The following is a 19,869-nucleotide window of genomic DNA, read 5'->3' on the forward strand; positions in this document are numbered from 1 at the left end:
AGCAAGGCTTCAGTCGTTCAGTCGTTCAGTCGTTCGGCGAGAGCACGATCTGCGGCGACAGGGCTGGCGTTGAGGCCCTCACGCACCCCTTCGCGGTCGACGGCCGTGCGGTTCTGGCTAAGCTTCCATTGCCCCTCAATACGCTGGATTGGCAGGGCGAAGCCAACGATGGCGCGCAGCATCGTGTCGATATAGTCCGGCGGCGCATCACTGACCGCCCAGGGGCGCTCGCGTCCGGCCTCATGCTGTGCGCTCAGGCGGCTGACCAGTTGCAGCAGCCCCTCGCTATCCTCAATAAGCGTCGCCTGACCATGTGCGTGCACGGCGATGTAGTTCCAGGTGGGCACCGCTTTGCCGTGTTCGGCCTTGCTCGGGTACCAGCTCGGGCTGACATAGGCCTGTGGTCCCTGAAAAATCACCAGAGTTTCGCCCTGCTCAAGCTCGCGCCAGTGCGGGTTGGCCCGAGCGAAGTGGCCATAGAGGGTGCCGAATTCGCCCTCGTCGGCGGCCAACAGTAGCGGCAGGTGGCTGGCCAGCAGGCCGTTTGCGCCCTGGTTTATCAGCGTCGCCAGTGGACAGGCGCTGATCTGCTGGTGCAACTGGGCGAGGTCGTTTTGGCGGAATGCAGGTGGCGTGTACATGACGGGGCTCCGGCGGCGAGGCTGCATCCTAGCGCGCTGCACCGGGCCGGATAAGCTGCAGTTACGGCGACTTTTACCGGCACAGTCCACGTCGCGGCTCTTAGGTTGATCTATTAGTGAAGGGCGATCCTATTCCTGTGGCACATCCTTATCGAGCAAGTCGTTGCCCCGCTCCGATTGGATTTCCGCGTCCACTTTCTGCTCCAGGTGTTTGTCCGGGGTGACATCCAGCACGTCATCAGCGCGCTCCACTTGGCTTGCCGGGCGCTGTTCTTTGACTGTGCGGCTTGCAGCCGGTGCGATGCCGACATGCGTGGCATCCAGCGCGGCAAACAGCGCCGTATTGACCTCGGAATCGAAGCGCAAACGGTAAATCGGCTCAGGCAAGGTGAAGCCTTGCTCTGCCAATGCGCGCATGGCGGCGCGAATGGCCAAACTGCGGGCTTTGGCAAAGTTGGTTTGGCGTTGGTCGATCCAGGCGTAGAAGGTCAGCACGATGTTGGAATCGCCCACCGTGTTGATCAGCGCATCGGGCTCGGGGTCTTGCAGGATAAAGTCGAGGCTGCGAATGGCGTCCAAACCGGCCTGCATGCCGGCCACGGGGTCATCATCGGCATCCACGCCGAGTTCAAACTCAAAGCGCCGCTCCGGGTTGGTCGAGTAATTGAGGATGATGCCCTTGAACACCGCCGCATTGGGGATGCGCATGTGGTTACCGTCGAGGGTCATCAAGATTGTGGCGCGCGAGGTCAGGCGCACGACGATGCCCTCGATGTCATTGATGATCACGTGATCCTTGGCGCGGAACGGCTGGCGCAGGCTCAGCATCACGCTGGAGATGTAGTTCTCCACCGTGTCGCGCACGGCAAAGCCAATGGCCAGGCCGATCACGCCTGCACCGCCGAGGATCGTGGTGATCACCGCCGCCGCGCCGAGCAAATTGAGCGCCAGGATAATCCCCAACAGCAGGATGACCACGCGGGTCGCTTGCGCCAGCAAATCGGCGAGAAAGGGGTTGGGTGCCAGTTTTCGCCACAGCGCTTTCTGCCGTGCGAGGAAGCTACCCAGCAAGATGAAGGCGACTAATACCAGCAGCGCCAGGCCAAGCAACGGCAGGGCTTTAATAAAATTCAGGCTTTGCGTTTGGATGCGCTCGATCACCGGCCGCACGTTATCGGCCACGGCCAGCGTCCGGCTCATCTCATCGGTTACCGTGACCACCCCGGCGAGCCGGTTCGCCAGGCGCTGGGCTTGTTGCGCCGCCTGCTCATTGGCCACCTCGCCGCGCAGGATGACCACGCCTTCACCGACATACACGGTGACGTTACGCAGGGGCTCCAGTTCGGCAAAAATGTTCTCGATACGTGCCTGAATCTTCTCATCACGCTCGGCCGCTTCTGGCTCGATCTCCATCACGACTGGCTCGGCCAGCGCCGCGTCTTCGCTCTGGGCCAAGAGGGCTTGGCCAGGCAATAAAGCACTTAGCAGAGCCAATGCCAGCAGGGTATTGCGCGAGGGCTTGATGGAAAACGTCATCGCAGGCGGCTCCGAGTTAAGGCGGCAATCAATACATTAGCCTACACGGATGCGCAGAACGGCGACTGGCTGAGCGCTCAGCTTGTCGATGAGGTGGGGAGTATGCCGCTCAGGCGCAAGAGCTATTGCGGCGGCTAGATAGCACAGCGCCCCGTGATCGCAAGATTCACGGGGCGCTGTTAAGGCCAGTGCGGCGAGGGTTACTGCGGGTTGTCGCTGTTGTAGATGCGTTGATCCAGTTCGTTCTCGCTGCGCCCAACCAGGGTGGTGGTCATCAGGTCGCCGGCCACGTTGACCGTGGTGCGGGCCATGTCGAGGATGCGATCAATACCGGCGATCAGCGCCACGCCTTCCAGCGGCAGGCCGACCGAGGTCAGGACCAGGCCGAGCATGATCAAGCCGGCACCCGGTACGCCTGCGGTGCCCACCGAGGCCAGGGTGGCGGTGAGGATAATCATCAGGTACTGGCCGCCGTTCAGGTCGACCCCGAACGCCTGAGCGATAAACAGCGCCAAGACGCCCTGGTAAATGGCGGTGCCATCCATATTGATGGTGGCGCCCACCGGCAGCACGAAGCCGGCTACACCTTGCGATACACCGAGGTTTTTCCGCGCGCACTCAATCGAAATCGGCAACGTGCCGGCGCTGCTTGAGGTGCTGAACGCCACGGCCAGTGCCGGCGCAATCCCCTTGAAGAAACGCAGCGGGCTGAGCCGCGCCAGCAGGGCCAGCAAGCCGCCATAGATCAGCAGCATATGGGTGATGCTGGCCAGGTAGATCACCCCGATCACCTCGGCCAGCGGCAGCAGCACTTCGATGCCGTGGGAACCCACCACGCCGGCGATCAGGGCGAATACGCCGACCGGGGCGCAGCGCATGATCAAGTCCGTGAGCTTGTAAAACACCTCTGCCAGGCTGTCGAACAGCTTGACCGCTGGCGCGGCTTTCTCGCCAATCAGGTTCATGCTCACGCCCAGGGCGATGGCGAACACAATAATCTGCAGGATATTGCCTTCGGCAAAAGCGCTGACCGGATTGGTCGGCACCAGGCCAACCAGAATCTGTACCAGCGAGGGCGCCTGCTTCACTTCCTGAGTGCCGCTGGCCAGCATATTCATGCCTTCGCCGGGCGTGAACAGCGCGCCGAAGAGCAGGCCGATGCTCACCGCAAACGCCGTGGTGACCAGATAGATGGCGATGGTCTTGACGCTGATACGGCCGAGCTTGGCGCTGTCGCTCATGGCGGTAATGCCGGCCACTAGCGAAACGAACACCAGCGGCACAATGAGCATTTTGATCGCATTGAGGAACAGCGTACCAATGGGCGCGAGCACCAATGCGTCGGTTTTCAACAGCACGCCGGTGAGTACGCCGAGGCCGAGGCCGATGAGAATTTGCTGCCACAGCGGCATGCGGCGCAGGAAGCTTAGGGAAGAAGTGGTGCTCTGACTCATGGTGATTATCCAGATTGTCGATTAGCTGGGGCCGTTTGTTATGGCCTTGCGCGATGCTGCCCGGCAGGCTCGGGCGGAAAGGGGTTAGGCGCGGCATAAATGCCGTTTTTAAAACAAAAAACGCGCCGCATCCTTACGGATGCGGCGCGTTGTCGTGCTCTGTGTGTCAGGTGGCTAGCGCTACCTGTTGCGCAATGATCACAGGTTTTGCGCGCTGCGGCGACTGTTGCGTGGTGCCGGGCAGGCTCTGGCTGTAGAACACCGGCACGCTAGGCCACAGGCGGCGAGGCGGATGAATAGCGAGAAAGCCGGGGGGCGCTGGTTGACTGTGCATGACTATTCTCCTGGCTCAAGGCTTCAGCGGGACTAGACGTGGAGCAATCATGTTTTCCGGGCGCAGGATGTCGTCCAGAGTGGCGTCATCCAGAAGCTTTTCTTCACGCACCAGTTCCAGCACACCGCGGCCGCTGTCCAGCGCAATCTTGGCGATGCGCGTGGCGTTTTCGTAGCCAATGTAGGGGTTGAGCGCGGTGATCAGGCCGATGGAGTTTTCCATCAGTTCACGGCAGCGTGCTTCGTTGGCGGTGATGCCGTCGATGCACAGCTCACGCAGCATATCCATGGCGCGGGTCAGCAGGCGGATCGAGTCGAAAATCTTGTAGGCGATCAGCGGCTCCATGACGTTGAGCTGCAGTTGGCCACCTTCGGCCGCCATGGTCAGCGCCAAGTCGTTGCCAATCACTTCGAAGGCCACCTGGTTGACCGCTTCCGGGATCACCGGGTTGACCTTGCCGGGCATGATCGAGCTGCCTGGCTGACGCGCTGGCAGGTTGATTTCATTAATACCGGTGCGCGGGCCGCTGGAGAGCAGGCGCAGGTCGTTACAGATCTTCGACAGCTTCACCGCAGTGCGCTTGAGCATGCCGGAGAACAGCACGAACGCGCCCATGTCCGAGGTCGCTTCGATCAGGTCGGCGGCCGGGGTCAGCGGCTGACCGCTGATGATCGCCAGGCGCTTAACCGCCAGCAGCTGGTACTGCGGGTCGGCGTTGATACCGGTGCCGATCGCGGTGCCACCCAGGTTCACTTCGGTGAGCAGGGTCGGGGCGAGCAGCTTGAGGTGCTGCAGGTCTTCGCTGAGGGTGGTGGCGTAGGCGCGGAATTCCTGGCCGAGGGTCATCGGCACGGCGTCTTGCAATTGGGTGCGGCCCATTTTCAGCACGTGGCTGAACGCCAGGTGCTTTTTCGACAGCGACTGGATCAGCTTGTCCAGCGAGTTGAGCAGGCTGTCATGGCCCAGCAGCAGGCCGAGGCGAATGGCCGTCGGGTAGGCGTCGTTGGTTGACTGCGCCATGTTCACGTCGTTGTTTGGGTGCAGCTGCTTATAGTCACCCTTCTCGAAACCCATGGCCTCTAGGGCGACGTTGGCGATCACCTCGTTGGCATTCATGTTGGTCGAGGTGCCGGCCCCGCCCTGAATCATGTCGACCACGAACTGATCGTGGAACTCACCCTGAATGATGCGTGCGCAAGCGGTGCTGATTGCCGTGTGCTTGGCTGCGGACAGGTGGCCCAGCTCGCGGTTGGCGTCGGCGGCAGCCTGCTTGACCATGGCCAGCGCGACCACCAGTTTCGGGTAATGCGACAGCGTCACGCCGGACAGGCGGAAGTTCTGCACGGCGCGCAGGGTCTGAATGCCGTAATAGGCGTCAGCGGGAACGTCGAGATTGCCGAGCAGGTCTTTTTCAAGGCGAGTTGATGCAGCAGCGGACATGATGGTTACTATCTCAGGAAGTGCGGCATATGCCGCGATGTCCCGTAGGTTAGGGGCTGCGGCTTGATGCTGGCCAATGCTGTTAATCGCTGGGTCATGCATAATCGGCATAATGTGGCTGTGACTCTTAGGCCTGGTCGACGCATAAGCAGGCTAAAGCCAGATACCTGAGGTCGCGCGGCGGTTGCCGAGAAAATTCCCTGAATCGCCGAGCATTTGCGCGATTAAATCCGGATGGCGGAGTGAGCGATGAATCTAGAAAGTAAGTGGCTGGAAGACTTTGTCACCCTGGCCGCCACCCGCAGCTTTTCCCAGGCGGCGCAAAAGCGTTTCGTCACGCAGCCGGCGTTCAGCCGACGGATTCGCAGCCTGGAGAACATGCTCGGCCTGACGTTGGTGGACCGCAGTTGCACGCCGGTTGAGTTGACCGAGTCCGGCCAGCTGTTTCTGGTTACGGCGCGCAGCATCGTCGAGCAACTGGGTGAGGTGGTGCGTCACCTGCACAACCTCGAAGGTCAGCAAGGCGAGGTGATGCAAATTGCCGCCGCGCACTCGCTGACCTTGGGGTTTTTCCCCCAGTGGATCGCCCGCCTGCGCCGGGAAGGGCTGCCGCTGAACACCCGCTTGGTGGCCACCAACGTCGGCGAAGCGGTGCATGCTTTGCGTGACGGGGCCTGTGACCTGATCCTGGCCTTTTACGACCCGGACGCCGCGTTGCAAATGGATCCGGAGATTTTCCCCTCGCTGCACCTGGGGCGCACCGAGATGCTGCCGGTCTGTGCGGTGGGTGAAGACGGCGTGCCGCTGTTCGATCTTGGCGGCGCACAAAGCGTACCGCTGCTGGCCTACAGCGCCGGTGCGTTCCTCGGCCGTTCAGTCAATTTGTTGCTGCGCCAACGCGGGCTGCGCTCGACCACGGTGTATGAAACGGCGATGGCCGATAGCCTAAAAAGCATGGCCTTGCAGGGCATGGGCGTGGCGTGGGTGCCGCGCTTGTCGGTGACCGGCGAGCTGGCTCGCGGTGAGCTGGTGGTGTGCGGCAATGAACAGTGGCAGGTGCCACTGGAGATTCGCCTGTACCGTTGCGCCTTGGTGCGCAAGGCGTCAGTGCGCTTGCTCTGGCGCAAGCTGGAGAGCGGCGAGGTCGGCTGAGTTCTGTGCGCGGCATAGCGTCTTTGCGCCGAATATAAATCTGCCCCCGTCTGTGGAGGCAGACCCGGTTATGGCGTTGTGATGCAGGTGAGTGGCGATTAGAAATCCTTACTGATGCCGGCCACCACAGCTGCGCCGCAGATATCGTCGAAACCCAGATAGTTCAGGCACTCAGCTTTGGACATATCGCTGTCGACATAGCTCAAGCTCCAGTTAAGGCCCATCAGGTCGCGATCCAGCTTGACCTCCCATTCGTTGTAATTGGAGCGGCTGCTGCCACTATTGCTAACCAGCACGGGATCCTTGTAGTCCACCTTGCCATAGCGCAGGTTAAGCCCCACGTCGGCTGGCAGAGTTGTGGCGTAGCCCAGATAGCTCCACAGGTAGCTCTGGTTGTCGGTGAAATCGTCGGCATACTGCAGGCCCAGGCTGACCCCGTAGGCACTCAAAATACCGTAGGTCTCGGCGAAGTTGAAATTGCTCTGGCGTGGGTAGCTGTAGTGCACATAACCCATGTCCAGGCTGACATCGGCGCTCATTTGCCAGTAGTAGCCGGCGTAATAATCGACTTCCTGACGGGCTTTGTAGTCGAAGCCAAAATCGACATTGGAAGTCCAAGCACCCAGGTACAGACCATTGCTGTGGGCCAGGGTGGCCGACGCCTGCAAGGCTGGGTCGCCGAGGGTTTGTGATTGGCCACGCGAGCGGTAGTCGCTCAGCGCGGTGACATTCAGGCTGAGGTCCAACTGGTCGTTGAGTTCGACGGCCACTGCCGGGCTCAGTGGGCTGAGGAGCAGGCTGATCAGGGCGAATTGACGGATAGGTGGCAAGAGTTGAATTCCTTTTATTGTTTTTCAGGCACAGCTCAGCGCGCGCCAGCCCTATGGGCTGGTGGCGTGAGTGCGGTGGTACGGAGGGGGCGGAGTTGGCCCGCCCAAGGTTAGCGGCGGATCAGGTGCCGGACTTGATGGTGTTCCAGGCGCGGGTGCGGATGCGTTCGATCTTCTGCGGCAGCGGTTGCAGCACGTAGAGGGTCTTTTGCGCTTCGGCGGTTGGGGTGAGGCCGGGGTTGTCGCGAATCTCCGGGCCTACCAGCGGCATGCCTGCCTTATTCGGGTTGGGGTAGCCGAGGAAGTCACTGATTGGCGCGACGACTTTTGGGTCGAGCAAGTTGTTGAGGAACTCGTGGGCTTCAGTGACGTTCTGTGCGCTTTTCGGAATGGCGAAGGAGTCAAACCACAGTGGCGCGCCTTCCTTCGGCAAGCGCCAATCGACCACTACACCGTTGCCCGCTTCTTTGGCGCGGTTAGCGAATTGGTAGAAGCTGCCGGAGTAACCGATGGCCACGCAGATGTTGCCGTTGGCGATATCGGTCATGTATTTGGCCGAGTGGAAGTAGGCGACGTGGGGGCGAACTTTCAGCATTAGCTCGGTGGCTTTCTTGTAGTCATCCGGCTTGGTGCTGTTGGGGTCAAGGCCCAGGTAGTGCAGGGCTATTGGCAGGATGTCGCCGGGTGAGTCGAGCATGGCCACGCCGCACTGCTTGAGCTTGCTGAGGTTCTCTTCTTTGAAGATCAGGTCCCAGCTGTCCACCGGGGCATCGGCGCCGAGTACGTCTTTGACCTTGTCCGGGTTGAAACCGATCAACACGGTGCCGTACATATAAGGCACGGCGTACTGGTTGCCGGGGTCGTTGGCGGTCATCAGTTGCAGCAGGCCGGGGTCGAGGTTTTTCCAGTTGGGCAGCTGGGCTTTATCCAGCTTCTGGAACACCCCGGCTTTGATTTCGTTGTCGAGGAAGGTGTTGGTCGGCACCACCAGGTCGTACCCCGAGTTGCCGGTGAGCAGCTTGGCTTCCAGGCCTTCGTTGGTGTCGAACACGTCCCAGGTCAGCTTGATCCCGGTGTCGGCGGCAAAGTCCTTGGGCACCGAGGGCAGCATATAGTCGGCCCAGTTGTACACGCGCAGTTCGCGTTGCGGCTCGGCTGTTGCGGCTTGTGCAGCACAGGTGAATAAAGTGGCGCTGCAGATGGCGCCGGCGAGCAGGTGTTTAATTGTTTTCATAATGATCACCTCTGGTTGTTTGGGGGAGGGCTTAAGCGCCCTCGAAGCCTTCCAGAACATTCACGGCATTCACGCCGATGGCCTCAACGGCGTAGCCGCCTTCCATGACGAACAGCGTCGGTTTACCCAGGGCGGCAATGCGCCGGCCGATGGCCAGGTAATCCGGGCTGTCGAGTTTGAACTGGGAAATCGGGTCGTCCTTGAAGGTGTCCACACCCAGTGAGACGACGATAACCTCGGCGTCGTATTCACTGATGCGCTGGCAGGCTTGATCCAGCGCTGCGCTCCACACCTCCCAGGGACTGCCCATGGGCAGTGGATAGTTGAAGTTATAGCCCTCACCAGCCCCTTCACCGCGCTCATCGCTGTAGCCGAGGAAGAACGGAAACTCTTCAGCAGGATCACCGTGAATCGAGGTGAACAGCACATCGCTGCGCGAATAGAAAATGTCCTGCGTGCCGTTGCCGTGGTGGTAGTCGACATCGAGAATGGCCACGCGTTGTTTGCCCTGATCAAGAAAGGCCTGGGCGGCAATGGCGGCGTTATTCAGGTAGCAGTAGCCGCCCATCAACTCGCCGGCGGCGTGATGGCCGGGCGGACGGCACAGGGCAAACGCACTGTACGCACCGTTGGCAATTTCCTGTTGTGCGCTGAGCGCTACTTGCGCGGCGCTGTACGCGGCTTGCCAGGTGCCGGCGGTGATCGGCGCGCCGCCGTCAAAGCTGTAATAGCCCAGCTGGCCGTGCAGGTCGGTGGGGATCACCGGCCGCAGGGTACGCGCCGGCCAGGTGAAGGGCAGCAGATCGCCATTGCCGTTCTGTGCTTGCCAGCGATCCCAGGCGCCCTTGAAGAAGTCCAGGTAAGCGGCGCTATGAATGCGTTCGATAGGTGCGCGGCCGAAGTCTTTTGGTGCGTGGATTTCGCCCAGCTGGCGATTCTTGACCCGTTGCAGGATGTGGTCGGCGCGTTGCGGCTTTTCGAAGCAAGGCATCAACTGGCCGTCGATTAGCTCGCAGCTGCCGTGGTGCAGGTGATGGTCGTCGCTGTAAAAGGTCAGCATGCAGGTGGCTCCCAGGCTTGTTGTTCTTGTCCCCATTGTTCGCAGTTAATGGGTTGCGATTGAACGCTGACAACGGCCAAAAGGGGATCAAAGTGGCCAAATTTTCCGGCCGGTGCAGTCTGTGGCGGCCGGGTTAGCGGCGAAACGATCTAACCCAGCCTGGATCGCCAAGCGCCGTTAATGATTGGCTAGGCACGGAAGCGGCTGGGCGCGACGCCGCTCCAGCGCTGGAAGGCATGGCGGAAGCTGGCGGTTTCACTAAAGCCCAGGTGTTCGGCGATGCGGCAAATGGGCCAGTCTTCTTCGCCGAGCAGGGTCTTGGCCTGTTCAAAGCGCAGTTCGTCGAGCAGCTCTTGGTAGTGCGTGCCGAGCGCCTGCAAGTGCCGGCGCAGGGTGCGCGGCGAACAGTGCATCTGTTGCGCCAGCTGTTCCAGGCCGGGAGGTGCGCTGAGCTGCTCGCTGAGCAGTTGGCGAATACGCCCCAGCCAGGCTTGGCGGGTGGCGAACTCGGTGTTTTGTTTGCGGCACCGGCTGAGCATTTCGCGATGGGTCACCGCATCGGCTAGCGGTAAAGCTTGTGCGAGCCAGTTGGCGGGGAAGGCGAAGGCGTTGCGCTCGGCATTGAACTGCAGTGGGCAGGCAAAGCTGTTGGCGTAGTGCGCGCTGTAATCAGGCTCGTGATGGCGGAACTGCGCAGCGCTCAACGGCAGCGCTTGGCCGAGCAGGTCGTCACACATCAGCTTGAGTGACGCCAGGCACATTTCCAGGTTGAACACCTCCAGCTCCGGGCGGTGCTGGTAATCACTGGCGCAGACCCACGCCAGTTCGCCTTCAATCAGCAAATCCAGCTTGAAGTAGGTGCCGAGTAACGCCGGGTACTGCAGCATCAGCTGCCAAGCGTCACCAAAGGTGGCGCTTGATAGGGCGGCGTAACCGACCATGCCATACGCCGACACATGCATGCGCCGGCCCAATTCCAGGCCGAGGTCGCTACGTTCATTCAGGGCGTTGGCGCATACCTGTAGTTCTTGAGTGCGGGTGATGCGCGTATCGGCGCAGGCTAGATCGGCCGCAGTAATGCCGCTGCCGGCCATGAGTTGCTCGGTCAGCTCAGGTTGCTGGACAAATATTTCGAGAATTTGTGAGACCACATGCAGGGTGGTCAGGTGGGCATGCAACATCAGGTCGACCGCAACTGCTTAGAGTGCTCTGAGCAAGGCAAGAACTATGCCGTTGGCGGCTTTCGCGCCATCGAAGCTATACGTAAGGTGGCCCGTCGAGCGGTTGCGCGCCGCTAGGCCGGCTAAGTCTGATCTTGGCCGAAACGACCAAGGTGATTACCCAGCATGCTGGCCGAGGCCCTGTTGGAGTAGGCCTCGACAAACGGCGCTCCGGGGTGCCCGCCTGCGCAGGCTTTACGGTATACTGCGCGGCCTTTGGCCGGTCGCACCGGTCGGAATTCGCACACAAGCCACGCCGGTTTTCCCGCGTGGCTTGTTGGTTTTTGTCGCGCCAGCAGGCGCAATTGAGAAGAGGCACGACGATGAGCGCACTGGTTGGCGTGATCATGGGCTCCAAGTCCGATTGGTCCACCCTTAGCCACACCGCCGATATGCTGGACAAGCTGGGCATTCCGTACGAAGTGAAGGTGGTTTCCGCCCACCGCACCCCGGACCTGCTGTTCCAGTATGCCGAGCAGGCTGACGAGCGTGGCATTCAGGTGATCATCGCCGGTGCCGGCGGCGCGGCGCACCTGCCGGGCATGTGTGCGGCCAAGACCCACCTGCCAGTACTTGGTGTACCGGTGCAGTCAGCCGTGCTTTCGGGCGTCGATTCGCTGCTGTCGATCGTGCAGATGCCGGCCGGTATTCCGGTCGCTACTCTGGCCATCGGCAAAGCCGGCGCGGTCAACGCTGCGCTGCTCGCGGCGAGCATCATCGGTCACCAGCACCCGCAGTTTCACGCGGCGCTTAAGCAGTTCCGTCAGGAACAGACCGAAACCGTGCTGGACAACCCGGACCCGCGTGAGGCCTAACCCATGAAAATCGGCGTAATCGGTGGCGGCCAACTGGGTCGCATGTTGGCCCTGGCAGGCACTCCGCTGGGGATGAATTTCGCCTTTCTCGACCCTGCGCCAGATGCCTGTGCGCAAGCGTTGGGTGAACACATCCGCGCCGATTATGGCGATCAGGATCACTTGCGTCAGCTGGCTGACGAAGTCGACTTGGTGACCTTTGAATTCGAGAGCGTACCGGCCGAGACCGTGGCCTTCCTCTCGCAGTTCGTGCCGGTTTACCCGAGCGCCGAAGCCCTGCGTATCGCCCGTGATCGCTGGTTTGAAAAGTCGATGTTCAAGGACCTCGGCATCCCCACCCCGGATTTCGCCGATATCCAGTCGCAGGCCGACCTGGATGCCGCTGTGGCGGCAATTGGTCTACCCGCAGTGATGAAGACCCGTACCCTGGGTTACGACGGCAAGGGCCAGAAGGTCATGCGTGCGCCGGCCGATGTTGTCGGCGCTTTCGCTGAGCTGGGCAGCGTGCCCTGCATCCTTGAAGGCTTCGTGCCCTTCACTGGCGAGGTATCGCTGGTCGCGGTGCGCGCCCGTGATGGCGAAACGCGCTTCTACCCGTTGGTGCACAACCGCCACGACGGCGGTGTGCTGGCGCTGTCCATTGCCAGCAGCGATCATCCGTTGCAGGCGTTGGCCGAAGACTACGTCAGCCGCGTGCTGAGCAAGCTCGACTACGTCGGCGTGCTGGCGTTTGAGTTCTTCGAGGTCGACGGCGGCCTGAAAGCCAACGAAATCGCCCCGCGCGTGCACAACTCCGGGCACTGGACCATCGAAGGTGCCGAGTGCAGCCAGTTCGAGAACCACCTGCGCGCCGTTGCCGGCCTGCCGCTGGGCTCGACGGCGAAGATCGGCGAGAGCGCCATGCTCAACTTCCTCGGTGTGGTACCGCCGGTGGAGCAGGTTATCGCCATCGACGACTGCCGCCTGCATCACTACGGCAAGGCCTTCAAGGTCGGGCGCAAGGTTGGCCACGCCACCCTGCGCTGCGCCGATCGCGCCACGCTGGACAAGCAGATTGCCGCCGTCGAAGCGCTGATCGCCAAGAGCTGAGTACAGCCAGACGCCGCCCTGGTGGCGGCGTCAGATTGAACCTTGCCGCGCGAATACCATCTGATTGCCTAACGCCACTATGGCTGACCCGCAACTGACCTGGAGCAATTCGCCATGAGCATTATCGGCATCATCTTTATCGGCCTGATCGTCGGCCTGATCGCCCGCTTCCTCAAACCCGGCAACGACGGCATGGGCTGGATCATGACCATCCTGCTGGGTATCGGTGGTTCAATCGCCGCGACCTACGGTGGCCAGGCGCTGGGTATTTATAAGGTCGGCGAGTCTGCCGGCTTTATTGGCGCTGTAGTGGGGGCTGTGGTGTTGCTGATCATTTATGCCGCAGTGAAAAAGGACTGAAGGTTCCTACCTGATCCATAGATGAGCTTGCCGATGCGTTACTTGCTACTTCCGCTGTTGTTGTTGAGCCGCCTGGCCTGTGCCGAGCTGCCGGAAACCGACTGGCTTGAACTGATGCCGCCGCAAGACCGGGCGGCATTGGAAGCCATGCCGGAAATCGACCATCAAGGCGCAGAACAAGACAGCGAGTTCTACAGCCCTGGCGGCCTCAAACAGCAGGCCAAGAACCTGCCAGCGGTGATGTACTCAACCAACACCGTTACCGCCCTGAATGGCAAAGCGCTGCGCCTGGGTGGCTACCCCGTGCCGCTGGAAACCGACAGCCAAGGCCGCAGCACCTTGTTTTTCCTGGTGCCCTACCCGGGCGCCTGCATCCACGTCCCACCGCCACCACCGAACCAGCTGGTACTGGTGCGCTACCCCCAAGGCATCGAGCTGGAAGACATCTACGCGCCGCTGTGGGTCAGCGGCACACTGAAGATCGAGCAGGTCAACAACGAACTGGCGGATGCGGCCTATGCGATGCAGGCGGCAGAAGTGCGGACTGTGCAGGAAGAGGATTTGTAGACCAGCCGCTATAGCGGCTGGCTGCTGATGGTGACGCTCAACTGACGCTGTTCACCCGCAGCCAATAGGCAGATATCGTCCATCACGTTGGCGTGCTCGATACACAGCATGCCCTGCCAGGCATCGGCGGTGAATTGTGAGAGGCGTTGGGCTTTGTCTATCCAGGGGTTCCACAGCACGGCCGACTTTGAGCCGCTGCTGTGCAGCTGGATGCGCCGCTGCCAGGCGCGATCAAGGATGCTCAGTTGCGCTGGAGTGTCCAGGTAGATGCGGTCGGTCTCGCCGCTGAAATCCAACGCGCCGTACTGTTGGCGAGTTTGCCAGTCTTCCAGGGTTTCGAGGTAACGACAGCCATGCAGGCCTTCGACGCTGACGTGGCGAATGTCGCTGACGGCAAAGTAGCTGTGCAGCGCCTGGCTGATTGCCAGTGGCGTATCGCCTAGGTTGTGGCTGTGCAATTCGATATGCAGGCGCTCATCCAGGCGTATACGCAGATGCAGTTCGGCGGCATGTGGCCAGTCGGTTAGCGGCTGATTGCGCGTGTTGAAGGCAAAGTCCAGGCAGATGCCATGCTCTTGGCTGTCGATGTCCTGCAGTTGCCAATCCATGCTCCGTACCAGGCCATGGGCGGGGGCCGTGGCAGGTTGCGCGTGCATGTCTTGCACGGCCTGTGGATTGCGTTGCAGGTTACCGAACCACGGCCAGCACACCGGCACGCCGCCACGTACGCCTTGGCCGCGGCGGTAGGCGGCTTGCTCGCTCAGCCAGATCAGTGGGGGCTGATCATCCTCCTGGTAGCTGAGAATTTGCGCGCCCTGCTGGCTGATCAGCAGCTCGCTGGCCCCATAGCGCACGCGCCAGCAGGTCAGTTCGTCCAGTTCAAGGCGTTCAACATGGGATCTGGCCATCGGCGTACTCGTAGGTGCAGTTAAAGAAGGCTATTGGAGCTCAGCTTACCCGCAAAAAGCAAAACGCCCGTCAGCGACGGGCGTTTTGATGTGAGCGCAAACCTTACTTGCCGTAGATCTGTTCCGGCAGCCAGGTGATCAGCCCAGGGAACTGGTAGGCAATCACGAGCAGAAAGATCTGGATCAGGATAAACGGCAGCACACCCTTATAGATGGTGCTGGTGGGCACGGACGCCGGGGTGACGCCACGCAGGTAGAACAGCGCGAAGCCGAATGGCGGGGTGAGGAACGAGGTCTGCAGGTTCAGCGCAATCATCACGCCGAGCCAGACCGGGTCCAGGCCCATGGCCAGCAGTACCGGGCCGACAATCGGCACCACGACGAAGGTGATCTCGATAAAGTCGAGGATAAAACCGAGCAGGAAGATCACCACCATCACCAGGAAGAACGCGCCGAGCACGCCGCCGGGTAACTGGGCGAACACGTCCTCGATCATCGCCTCGCCGCCGAAGCCGCGGAATACCAGGGAGAACAGCGATGCACCGATCAGGATCATAAAGACCATGGCGCTGATTTCGGTGGTGCCAGAGGCCACTTCACGCAATTGGCCGAAGTTCAGCTTGCCCTTGCAGAAGGCCAGCAGCATGGCGCCCAGTGCGCCGAGCGCGGCCGCTTCAGTCGGTGTAGCGTAACCGGCGAGAATCGAGCCGAGCACCGCGCCGATCAACAGCAGCGGCGGTACCAGGGCGTTGATCAGCTTGCCCCACTCAATCGGTCCGAGCTCTTCCTGCGGCAATGCCGGCAGCTTCTTCGGCTGCAAAATTGCCACGGCGATGATGTAGAGAATGTACATGCCGACCAGCAGTAAGCCGGGGATTAGCGCACCGACGAACAGGTCGCCCACCGAAACGGTTTTCGGCGAGAAGATGCCCATCTTCAGCTGCGCCTGAGAGTAGGCGCTGGACATCACGTCACCCAGCAGTACCAAGACAATGGACGGCGGAATGATCTGCCCCAAGGTGCCGGTGGCGGCCAGGGTACCGGTGGAAATCGCCGGGTCATAACCGCGCCGCAGCATGGTTGGCAGGGCCAGCAAGCCCATGGTCACCACAGTGGCGCCGACAATCCCGGTAGAGGCGGCGAGTAGCGCACCGACCACACACACGGAAATCGCCAGGCCGCCACGCAGGGTGCCGAACAGCCGTGACATGGACTCCAGCAGGTCCTCGGCGACCCGGGATTTCTCCAGCATCACCCCCATAAACACGAACAGCGGCACCGCCAGCATGGTCTGGTTGTTCATGATGCCGAACAGGCGGTTGGGCAGGGCGCTCAGGTAGCTACCATCGAAGGTGCCGGTGAGGATGCCGATGCCAGCAAACAACAGCGACACGCCCCCCAGGGTGAAGGCCACCGGGTAACCGGCCATCAGGGCTGCGCAAATGCTGATAAACAGCAGAATAGCCATTAACTCAGCCATGCGGCACCTCCTCGGCTGGCAAGCGGCCGCTGAGGATATTGGCAAATTTGATCAAGTCGGCGATGCCTTGTAAGACCAGGCTGAAGACCAGCACCAAGATGATGCTCTTCTGCAGGTAGACGAATTTAAGGCCGCCCGACTCGCTGGAGCCTTCCAGGGTCGCCCAGGCGTTACCGACGTAATCCCAGCTGGCCCAGCCGAGAAACAGGCAGACCGGCAGGAGAAAAAACAGCGTACCCAGGCTGTCGACCAGGGCTTTACGGCGGGGGCTGAATTTCTGGTAGAAGATGTCGACGCGCACATGGCCGTTGCGCTGCAACACCCAGGCGCTAGCACCCATGAACACTAAGGCGTGAGCGTACAAAACGGCTTCCTGTAAGGCGGTCGCGCCGATACCAAAACCGTAACGCAGCACCACCACGATGGCGGTGCCGATCACCAAAAACAGGGTCAGCCAGGCGCAGGCTTTACCTAAGTTGCTATTGAGTGAGTCGATCAGATGAGCAAGGCCGAGCAGCAGGGGAGGTTTTTCGGACATCATAAGTCCTTATGGTTATGAGCTTTGTGAGCAGGCAGGCCGGCGATTCTATGCAGGCCTGGGTATGTGCGGCAATGGCATTACAACTTTAGTCGTATCCGCTAGGCTTGAGAGTCACTTAGCTCTATTTTAGTTAAGCGCGGTGGGTCCGCAGTGATCCTGTGGTCAGACCAATACAACAATAAAGGAGCATTGCATGAAACGTCGTCAAATTCTCGCAGCAGCAGGCGTCGGCCTTGCGGCCACGGCCCTGGCCGGCTGCAAGCAAGAAGCTGAAACCGCTGGTAAGCCCCAAGAAGGCGCGAGCGCTGAAACCTTTAACTGGAAAATGGTCACCTCCTGGCCGAAAAACTTCCCCGGCGTAGGTGTCGGTGCTGAGCGCTTTGCCACGCTGGTGGAGGAAATGAGTAATGGCCGTCTGAAGGTCAAGGTCTATGCCGCGGGCGAGTTGGTGCCGGCACTGGAAGTGTTCGATGCGGTGAGCCGCGGTACGGCCGAGATGGGCCATGGCGCGCCTTACTACTGGAAGGGCAAAGTCCCTGCCGCACAATTTTTCTGCGCCCTGCCATTTGGCCCGAATGCTCAGGAAATGAACGCCTGGCTGCACAAGGGCGGCGGCATGCAGCTGTGGGAAGAAACTTACAAACCCTTCGGCGTGCTGCCGATAGCCTGCGGCGCAACCGGCGTGCAAACCGCAGGTTGGTTCAATAAAGAAATCAACGGTGTTGAAGACTTCAACGGACTGAAGATGCGTACCCCCGGCCTGGGCGGCGAAGTGCTGACCAAGATGGGCGGTACCGTGGTCAACATGCCGGCGGGTGAAATCTTCACCGCGCTGCAAACCGGTGCTATCGATGCCACTGAGTGGATCGGTCCTTACAACGACCAGGCGCTGGGCCTGCACAAAGCAGCCAAGTACTACTACACCCCAGGCTGGCAAGAGCCGAACGTAACCTTTGAACTGGATATCAACATCAAGGCCTGGGAAACCTTGCCGGCCGACTTGCAGGCGATCGTTCGCGCGGCTGCCCGTGATGTGAACGCCGACATGCTCGACGATTACAACGCGAAAAACATGGAGGCTCTGGAGCAACTCAAGGCTGAGGGCGTAGACGTTCGCCGTCTGCCGGACGAGGTGTTGGCCAAGCTCAAGGGCGTGGCCGCCGAAGTGGTCGACGCCAGCGCTGCTGCCGATCCGGTGGCGAGCAAGGTGTGGGCGCAGCAGAAGGCTTATCTGCAGCGTCTGTATGACTACGCCGAGCTGAACGAGAAGGATATTTACAACATTCGCGGCTAATCCCGAGAACCTGCCTAGGACCTGCAGCGCGTCGGCGAAACTGCTTTAAAACAGCCTCGGAGTGCTTATTTACAGCCAGTAAATTCCGCTTCCTCGGCTGTTTTGATCAGCCGTAGGCTGTTACTAACGTAGCGCCTAGTCTCGCTCGCAAGATCAGAAATAGATTCTTAGCACACAGCAAAACGCCGGCTCTTGAGCCGGCGTTTTGGTTTTCTATCGGGCGTCAGCGCCGTGCGGGTACTGGGCGGGTACGGCCGCTGCCATCGATGGCGACAAACACGAACACCGCCTCGGTGACCTTGCGCCATTCGCTGGACAGCGGGTCATCGCTCCACACTTCGACCAGCATCTGGATTGAGCTACGGCCCACTTCCACGGTCTGCGTATAGAAGGACAGCTGTGCGCCCACCGCTACCGGCACGAGGAAGGCCATGCGATCGATGGCGACTGTGGCGACGCGCCCGCCGGCCACTTTGCTGGCCATGGCGGTGCCTGCCAGGTCCATTTGCGAAACCAGCCAGCCGCCGTAAATATCGCCAAAACCGTTGGTTTCACGCGGCAGTGCGGTGATCTGCAAAGCCAGATCGCCTTGCGGGATGGGGTCTTCCTGTTCGAAATCGTGCATCGGATAGGCTCGCGGCGCGGTTGTTTTTATTGGCGCGTTGCGGGGTACAGCGTTGGCCGTGAGGCAGGCTCTACGGCTATTGCGGGTACACCCGGCAGGCCCGCGGGACTGCGGGCGCAGCGAGTATAACGACTCAGCAGTCGCAGGGCGACCATAGCGCTTTGCCAGCGGGGGCCAGGACTGTACATCGCTGCAGGTAAAACATCGGCGGCGTCATCTAACTGTCACATTGATTACATACAGTCGTCATGCGGCCTACAGATACTTGGCCCCGTTCAATCCAACACTGGTTTTTCAGGAGTAAGGCATGAAACTTAAGCGTTTGATGGCGGCCATGACATTTGTCGCCGCTGGCGTGGCTACCGCCACTGCGGTTGCTGCTGTCGACCCGGCTCTGCCGAGCTACACCAAGACTTCTGGCGTATCGGGCAACCTGTCCAGCGTGGGTTCCGACTCCTTGGCCAACCTGATGACGCTGTGGGCTGAAGAGTTCAAAAAAGAATACCCGAACGTCAATATCCAGATTCAGGCCGCTGGTTCTTCTACCGCGCCACCGGCACTGACTGAAGGCACTGCCAGCATGGGCCCGATGAGCCGTGCGATGAAGGATGCCGAGATCCAGGCCTTCGAAGAAAAATACGGCTACAAGCCGACTGCCGTACCAGTGGCCATCGACGCCCTGGCGGTGTTCGTGCACAAGGACAACCCAATCAAGAGCCTGGATATCGCTCAGGTTGATGCGATTTTCTCCAGCACTCGCCTGTGTGGCGGCGCGACCGACATCAAGACCTGGGGCGATCTGGGCCTGACCGGCGAGTGGGCGGCCAAGCCAATTCAGCTGTTTGGTCGTAACTCGGTATCCGGCACCTACGGCTACTTCAAAGAAGAAGCCCTGTGCAAAGGCGACTATAAGGCTAACGTTAACGAGCAGCCGGGTTCGGCTTCCGTGGTGCAGTCGATCTCCAGCACCCTGAATGCCATTGGTTACTCGGGCATCGGTTACAAGACCTCCAGCGTGAAGACCGTACCGTTGTCGAAGAAAGGCGGCGAAGCCTTTGACGCCAACGAAGAAAACGCTCTGGCGGGCAAGTTCCCACTGGCGCGCTTCTTCTACGTCTACGTCAACAAGGCGCCGAACAAGCCGCTGAGCCCGCTGGACGCCGAGTTCGTCAAGCTGGTGTTGTCCAAGCAAGGCCAGGAGGTTGTGGTGAAAGACGGCTACATCCCGCTGCCAAGCAAAGTGGTCGAGAAAACCATGAAGGAACTGGGTCTGTAAGGACCGCCTGACT

The 19,869-nt window shown here is 60.6% G+C and carries 20 protein-coding genes; 7 read left to right on the forward strand and 13 right to left on the reverse strand.

All coding sequences use genetic code 11. From position 1 onward, the window contains the following. Window positions 1-17: 17 nt before the first annotated feature. The 5 genes from Q0V31_RS06405 to aspA form a co-directional block, all read right to left on the reverse strand. Complete coding sequence (locus Q0V31_RS06405) at window positions 18-641, reverse strand: FMN-binding negative transcriptional regulator (RefSeq protein WP_298185813.1); 624 nt, start codon at window positions 639-641, stop codon at window positions 18-20. Between the two features lie 129 nt (window positions 642-770). Continuing rightward, on the reverse strand, window positions 771-2,177 hold the full coding sequence (locus tag Q0V31_RS06410; RefSeq protein ID WP_298185817.1) for a mechanosensitive ion channel family protein: 1,407 nt from the start codon (window positions 2,175-2,177) through the stop codon (window positions 771-773). A gap of 200 nt (window positions 2,178-2,377) precedes the next feature. After that, window positions 2,378-3,631 carry a dicarboxylate/amino acid:cation symporter gene (locus tag Q0V31_RS06415; RefSeq protein ID WP_298185819.1) on the reverse strand — a complete coding sequence of 418 codons (1,254 nt, stop codon included), beginning with the start codon at window positions 3,629-3,631 and terminating at the stop codon, window positions 2,378-2,380. Between the two features lie 166 nt (window positions 3,632-3,797). Then, on the reverse strand, window positions 3,798-3,965 hold the full coding sequence (locus Q0V31_RS06420) for a hypothetical protein (protein ID WP_298185822.1): 168 nt from the start codon (window positions 3,963-3,965) through the stop codon (window positions 3,798-3,800). Window positions 3,966-3,980: 15 nt separating this feature from the next. Beyond that, window positions 3,981-5,405, reverse strand: a complete 1,425-nt coding sequence (gene aspA / locus Q0V31_RS06425; RefSeq protein ID WP_298185826.1) for an aspartate ammonia-lyase — start codon at window positions 5,403-5,405, stop codon at window positions 3,981-3,983. A 249-nt stretch (window positions 5,406-5,654) separates the two neighbouring features. On the opposite strand from aspA, the gene Q0V31_RS06430 reads away from it, so the two are divergent. Continuing rightward, window positions 5,655-6,557, forward strand: coding sequence for a LysR substrate-binding domain-containing protein (locus tag Q0V31_RS06430; protein ID WP_298185828.1), 903 nt, complete (start codon window positions 5,655-5,657; stop codon window positions 6,555-6,557). Window positions 6,558-6,655: 98 nt separating this feature from the next. On the opposite strand, the gene Q0V31_RS06435 is transcribed toward Q0V31_RS06430, so the two are convergent. From Q0V31_RS06435 to Q0V31_RS06450, 4 genes are all read right to left on the reverse strand, one after another. Continuing rightward, window positions 6,656-7,378, reverse strand: coding sequence for a TorF family putative porin (locus Q0V31_RS06435; RefSeq protein ID WP_298190934.1), 723 nt, complete (start codon window positions 7,376-7,378; stop codon window positions 6,656-6,658). Window positions 7,379-7,508: 130 nt separating this feature from the next. Beyond that, window positions 7,509-8,621, reverse strand: a complete 1,113-nt coding sequence (locus Q0V31_RS06440) for a polyamine ABC transporter substrate-binding protein (RefSeq protein WP_298185830.1) — start codon at window positions 8,619-8,621, stop codon at window positions 7,509-7,511. A 31-nt stretch (window positions 8,622-8,652) separates the two neighbouring features. Further along, window positions 8,653-9,681 (reverse strand): histone deacetylase family protein, encoded by a 1,029-nt coding sequence (locus tag Q0V31_RS06445; RefSeq protein ID WP_298185832.1) that lies wholly within the window; start codon window positions 9,679-9,681, stop codon window positions 8,653-8,655. A 188-nt stretch (window positions 9,682-9,869) separates the two neighbouring features. Further along, window positions 9,870-10,862, reverse strand: coding sequence for an AraC family transcriptional regulator (locus tag Q0V31_RS06450; RefSeq protein ID WP_298185834.1), 993 nt, complete (start codon window positions 10,860-10,862; stop codon window positions 9,870-9,872). A gap of 362 nt (window positions 10,863-11,224) precedes the next feature. Here Q0V31_RS06450 and purE point away from each other — a divergent pair, with 362 nt between their 5' ends. From purE to Q0V31_RS06470, 4 genes are all read left to right on the forward strand, one after another. Then, window positions 11,225-11,716, forward strand: coding sequence for a 5-(carboxyamino)imidazole ribonucleotide mutase (purE, locus tag Q0V31_RS06455; RefSeq protein WP_298185836.1), 492 nt, complete (start codon window positions 11,225-11,227; stop codon window positions 11,714-11,716). 3 nt (window positions 11,717-11,719) lie between these two features. Then, window positions 11,720-12,805 carry a 5-(carboxyamino)imidazole ribonucleotide synthase gene (locus tag Q0V31_RS06460; protein WP_298185839.1) on the forward strand — a complete coding sequence of 362 codons (1,086 nt, stop codon included), beginning with the start codon at window positions 11,720-11,722 and terminating at the stop codon, window positions 12,803-12,805. A 114-nt stretch (window positions 12,806-12,919) separates the two neighbouring features. Next, on the forward strand, window positions 12,920-13,165 hold the full coding sequence (locus tag Q0V31_RS06465; RefSeq protein WP_298185842.1) for a GlsB/YeaQ/YmgE family stress response membrane protein: 246 nt from the start codon (window positions 12,920-12,922) through the stop codon (window positions 13,163-13,165). Between the two features lie 33 nt (window positions 13,166-13,198). Then, window positions 13,199-13,732, forward strand: a complete 534-nt coding sequence (locus tag Q0V31_RS06470) for a DUF3299 domain-containing protein (protein ID WP_298185845.1) — start codon at window positions 13,199-13,201, stop codon at window positions 13,730-13,732. Window positions 13,733-13,740: 8 nt separating this feature from the next. Here Q0V31_RS06470 and Q0V31_RS06475 read toward each other — a convergent pair whose 3' ends face one another. The 3 genes from Q0V31_RS06475 to Q0V31_RS06485 all read right to left on the reverse strand — a co-directional run bounded on the left by Q0V31_RS06475 (window position 13,741) and on the right by Q0V31_RS06485 (window position 16,658). Then, a complete protein-coding gene (locus tag Q0V31_RS06475; protein WP_298185847.1) occupies window positions 13,741-14,640 on the reverse strand; it encodes a D-hexose-6-phosphate mutarotase in 900 nt (299 codons plus the stop codon). Window positions 14,641-14,743: 103 nt separating this feature from the next. Then, window positions 14,744-16,120, reverse strand: a complete 1,377-nt coding sequence (locus Q0V31_RS06480; protein ID WP_298185849.1) for a TRAP transporter large permease subunit — start codon at window positions 16,118-16,120, stop codon at window positions 14,744-14,746. After that, window positions 16,113-16,658 carry a TRAP transporter small permease subunit gene (locus Q0V31_RS06485; RefSeq protein WP_298185852.1) on the reverse strand — a complete coding sequence of 182 codons (546 nt, stop codon included), beginning with the start codon at window positions 16,656-16,658 and terminating at the stop codon, window positions 16,113-16,115. Before Q0V31_RS06485 ends, Q0V31_RS06480 begins: the two co-directional genes overlap by 8 nt. A 196-nt stretch (window positions 16,659-16,854) precedes the next feature. Between Q0V31_RS06485 and Q0V31_RS06490 the strand changes: the two genes are divergently transcribed. After that, window positions 16,855-17,955 carry a TRAP transporter substrate-binding protein gene (locus Q0V31_RS06490; protein ID WP_298185854.1) on the forward strand — a complete coding sequence of 367 codons (1,101 nt, stop codon included), beginning with the start codon at window positions 16,855-16,857 and terminating at the stop codon, window positions 17,953-17,955. A gap of 223 nt (window positions 17,956-18,178) precedes the next feature. Here Q0V31_RS06490 and Q0V31_RS06495 read toward each other — a convergent pair whose 3' ends face one another. Then, a complete protein-coding gene (locus Q0V31_RS06495) occupies window positions 18,179-18,580 on the reverse strand; it encodes an acyl-CoA thioesterase (protein WP_160342913.1) in 402 nt (133 codons plus the stop codon). Window positions 18,581-18,887: 307 nt separating this feature from the next. On the opposite strand from Q0V31_RS06495, the gene Q0V31_RS06500 reads away from it, so the two are divergent. Continuing rightward, window positions 18,888-19,856: a phosphate ABC transporter substrate-binding protein PstS family protein gene (locus tag Q0V31_RS06500; protein ID WP_298185857.1), complete on the forward strand. Its 969-nt coding sequence runs from the start codon at window positions 18,888-18,890 to the stop codon at window positions 19,854-19,856. Window positions 19,857-19,869 lie beyond the last annotated feature (13 nt).

Origin of the sequence: uncultured Pseudomonas sp., from assembly GCF_943846705.1 — a bacterium.
In the GTDB taxonomy this organism is placed as follows: domain Bacteria; phylum Pseudomonadota; class Gammaproteobacteria; order Pseudomonadales; family Pseudomonadaceae; genus Aquipseudomonas.

Excerpts from the sequence above, each read along its gene's own strand:
- Q0V31_RS06495 (WP_160342913.1), bottom strand. The coding sequence starts at position 18,580 with ATGCACGATTTCGAACAGGAAGACCCCATCCCGCAAGGCGATCTGGCT.
- Q0V31_RS06450 (WP_298185834.1), bottom strand. The coding sequence starts at position 10,862 with ATGTTGCATGCCCACCTGACCACCCTGCATGTGGTCTCACAAATTCTC.
- Q0V31_RS06490 (WP_298185854.1), top strand. The coding sequence starts at position 16,855 with ATGAAACGTCGTCAAATTCTCGCAGCAGCAGGCGTCGGCCTTGCGGCC.
- Q0V31_RS06470 (WP_298185845.1), top strand. The coding sequence starts at position 13,199 with ATGCGTTACTTGCTACTTCCGCTGTTGTTGTTGAGCCGCCTGGCCTGT.
- Q0V31_RS06485 (WP_298185852.1), bottom strand. The coding sequence starts at position 16,658 with ATGTCCGAAAAACCTCCCCTGCTGCTCGGCCTTGCTCATCTGATCGAC.
- purE (WP_298185836.1), top strand. The coding sequence starts at position 11,225 with ATGAGCGCACTGGTTGGCGTGATCATGGGCTCCAAGTCCGATTGGTCC.
- Q0V31_RS06440 (WP_298185830.1), bottom strand. The coding sequence starts at position 8,621 with ATGAAAACAATTAAACACCTGCTCGCCGGCGCCATCTGCAGCGCCACT.
- Q0V31_RS06430 (WP_298185828.1), top strand. The coding sequence starts at position 5,655 with ATGAATCTAGAAAGTAAGTGGCTGGAAGACTTTGTCACCCTGGCCGCC.
- aspA (WP_298185826.1), bottom strand. The coding sequence starts at position 5,405 with ATGTCCGCTGCTGCATCAACTCGCCTTGAAAAAGACCTGCTCGGCAAT.
- Q0V31_RS06500 (WP_298185857.1), top strand. The coding sequence starts at position 18,888 with ATGAAACTTAAGCGTTTGATGGCGGCCATGACATTTGTCGCCGCTGGC.
- Q0V31_RS06445 (WP_298185832.1), bottom strand. The coding sequence starts at position 9,681 with ATGCTGACCTTTTACAGCGACGACCATCACCTGCACCACGGCAGCTGC.
- Q0V31_RS06415 (WP_298185819.1), bottom strand. The coding sequence starts at position 3,631 with ATGAGTCAGAGCACCACTTCTTCCCTAAGCTTCCTGCGCCGCATGCCG.
- Q0V31_RS06465 (WP_298185842.1), top strand. The coding sequence starts at position 12,920 with ATGAGCATTATCGGCATCATCTTTATCGGCCTGATCGTCGGCCTGATC.
- Q0V31_RS06480 (WP_298185849.1), bottom strand. The coding sequence starts at position 16,120 with ATGGCTGAGTTAATGGCTATTCTGCTGTTTATCAGCATTTGCGCAGCC.
- Q0V31_RS06420 (WP_298185822.1), bottom strand. The coding sequence starts at position 3,965 with ATGCACAGTCAACCAGCGCCCCCCGGCTTTCTCGCTATTCATCCGCCT.
- Q0V31_RS06460 (WP_298185839.1), top strand. The coding sequence starts at position 11,720 with ATGAAAATCGGCGTAATCGGTGGCGGCCAACTGGGTCGCATGTTGGCC.
- Q0V31_RS06405 (WP_298185813.1), bottom strand. The coding sequence starts at position 641 with ATGTACACGCCACCTGCATTCCGCCAAAACGACCTCGCCCAGTTGCAC.
- Q0V31_RS06410 (WP_298185817.1), bottom strand. The coding sequence starts at position 2,177 with ATGACGTTTTCCATCAAGCCCTCGCGCAATACCCTGCTGGCATTGGCT.
- Q0V31_RS06475 (WP_298185847.1), bottom strand. The coding sequence starts at position 14,640 with ATGGCCAGATCCCATGTTGAACGCCTTGAACTGGACGAACTGACCTGC.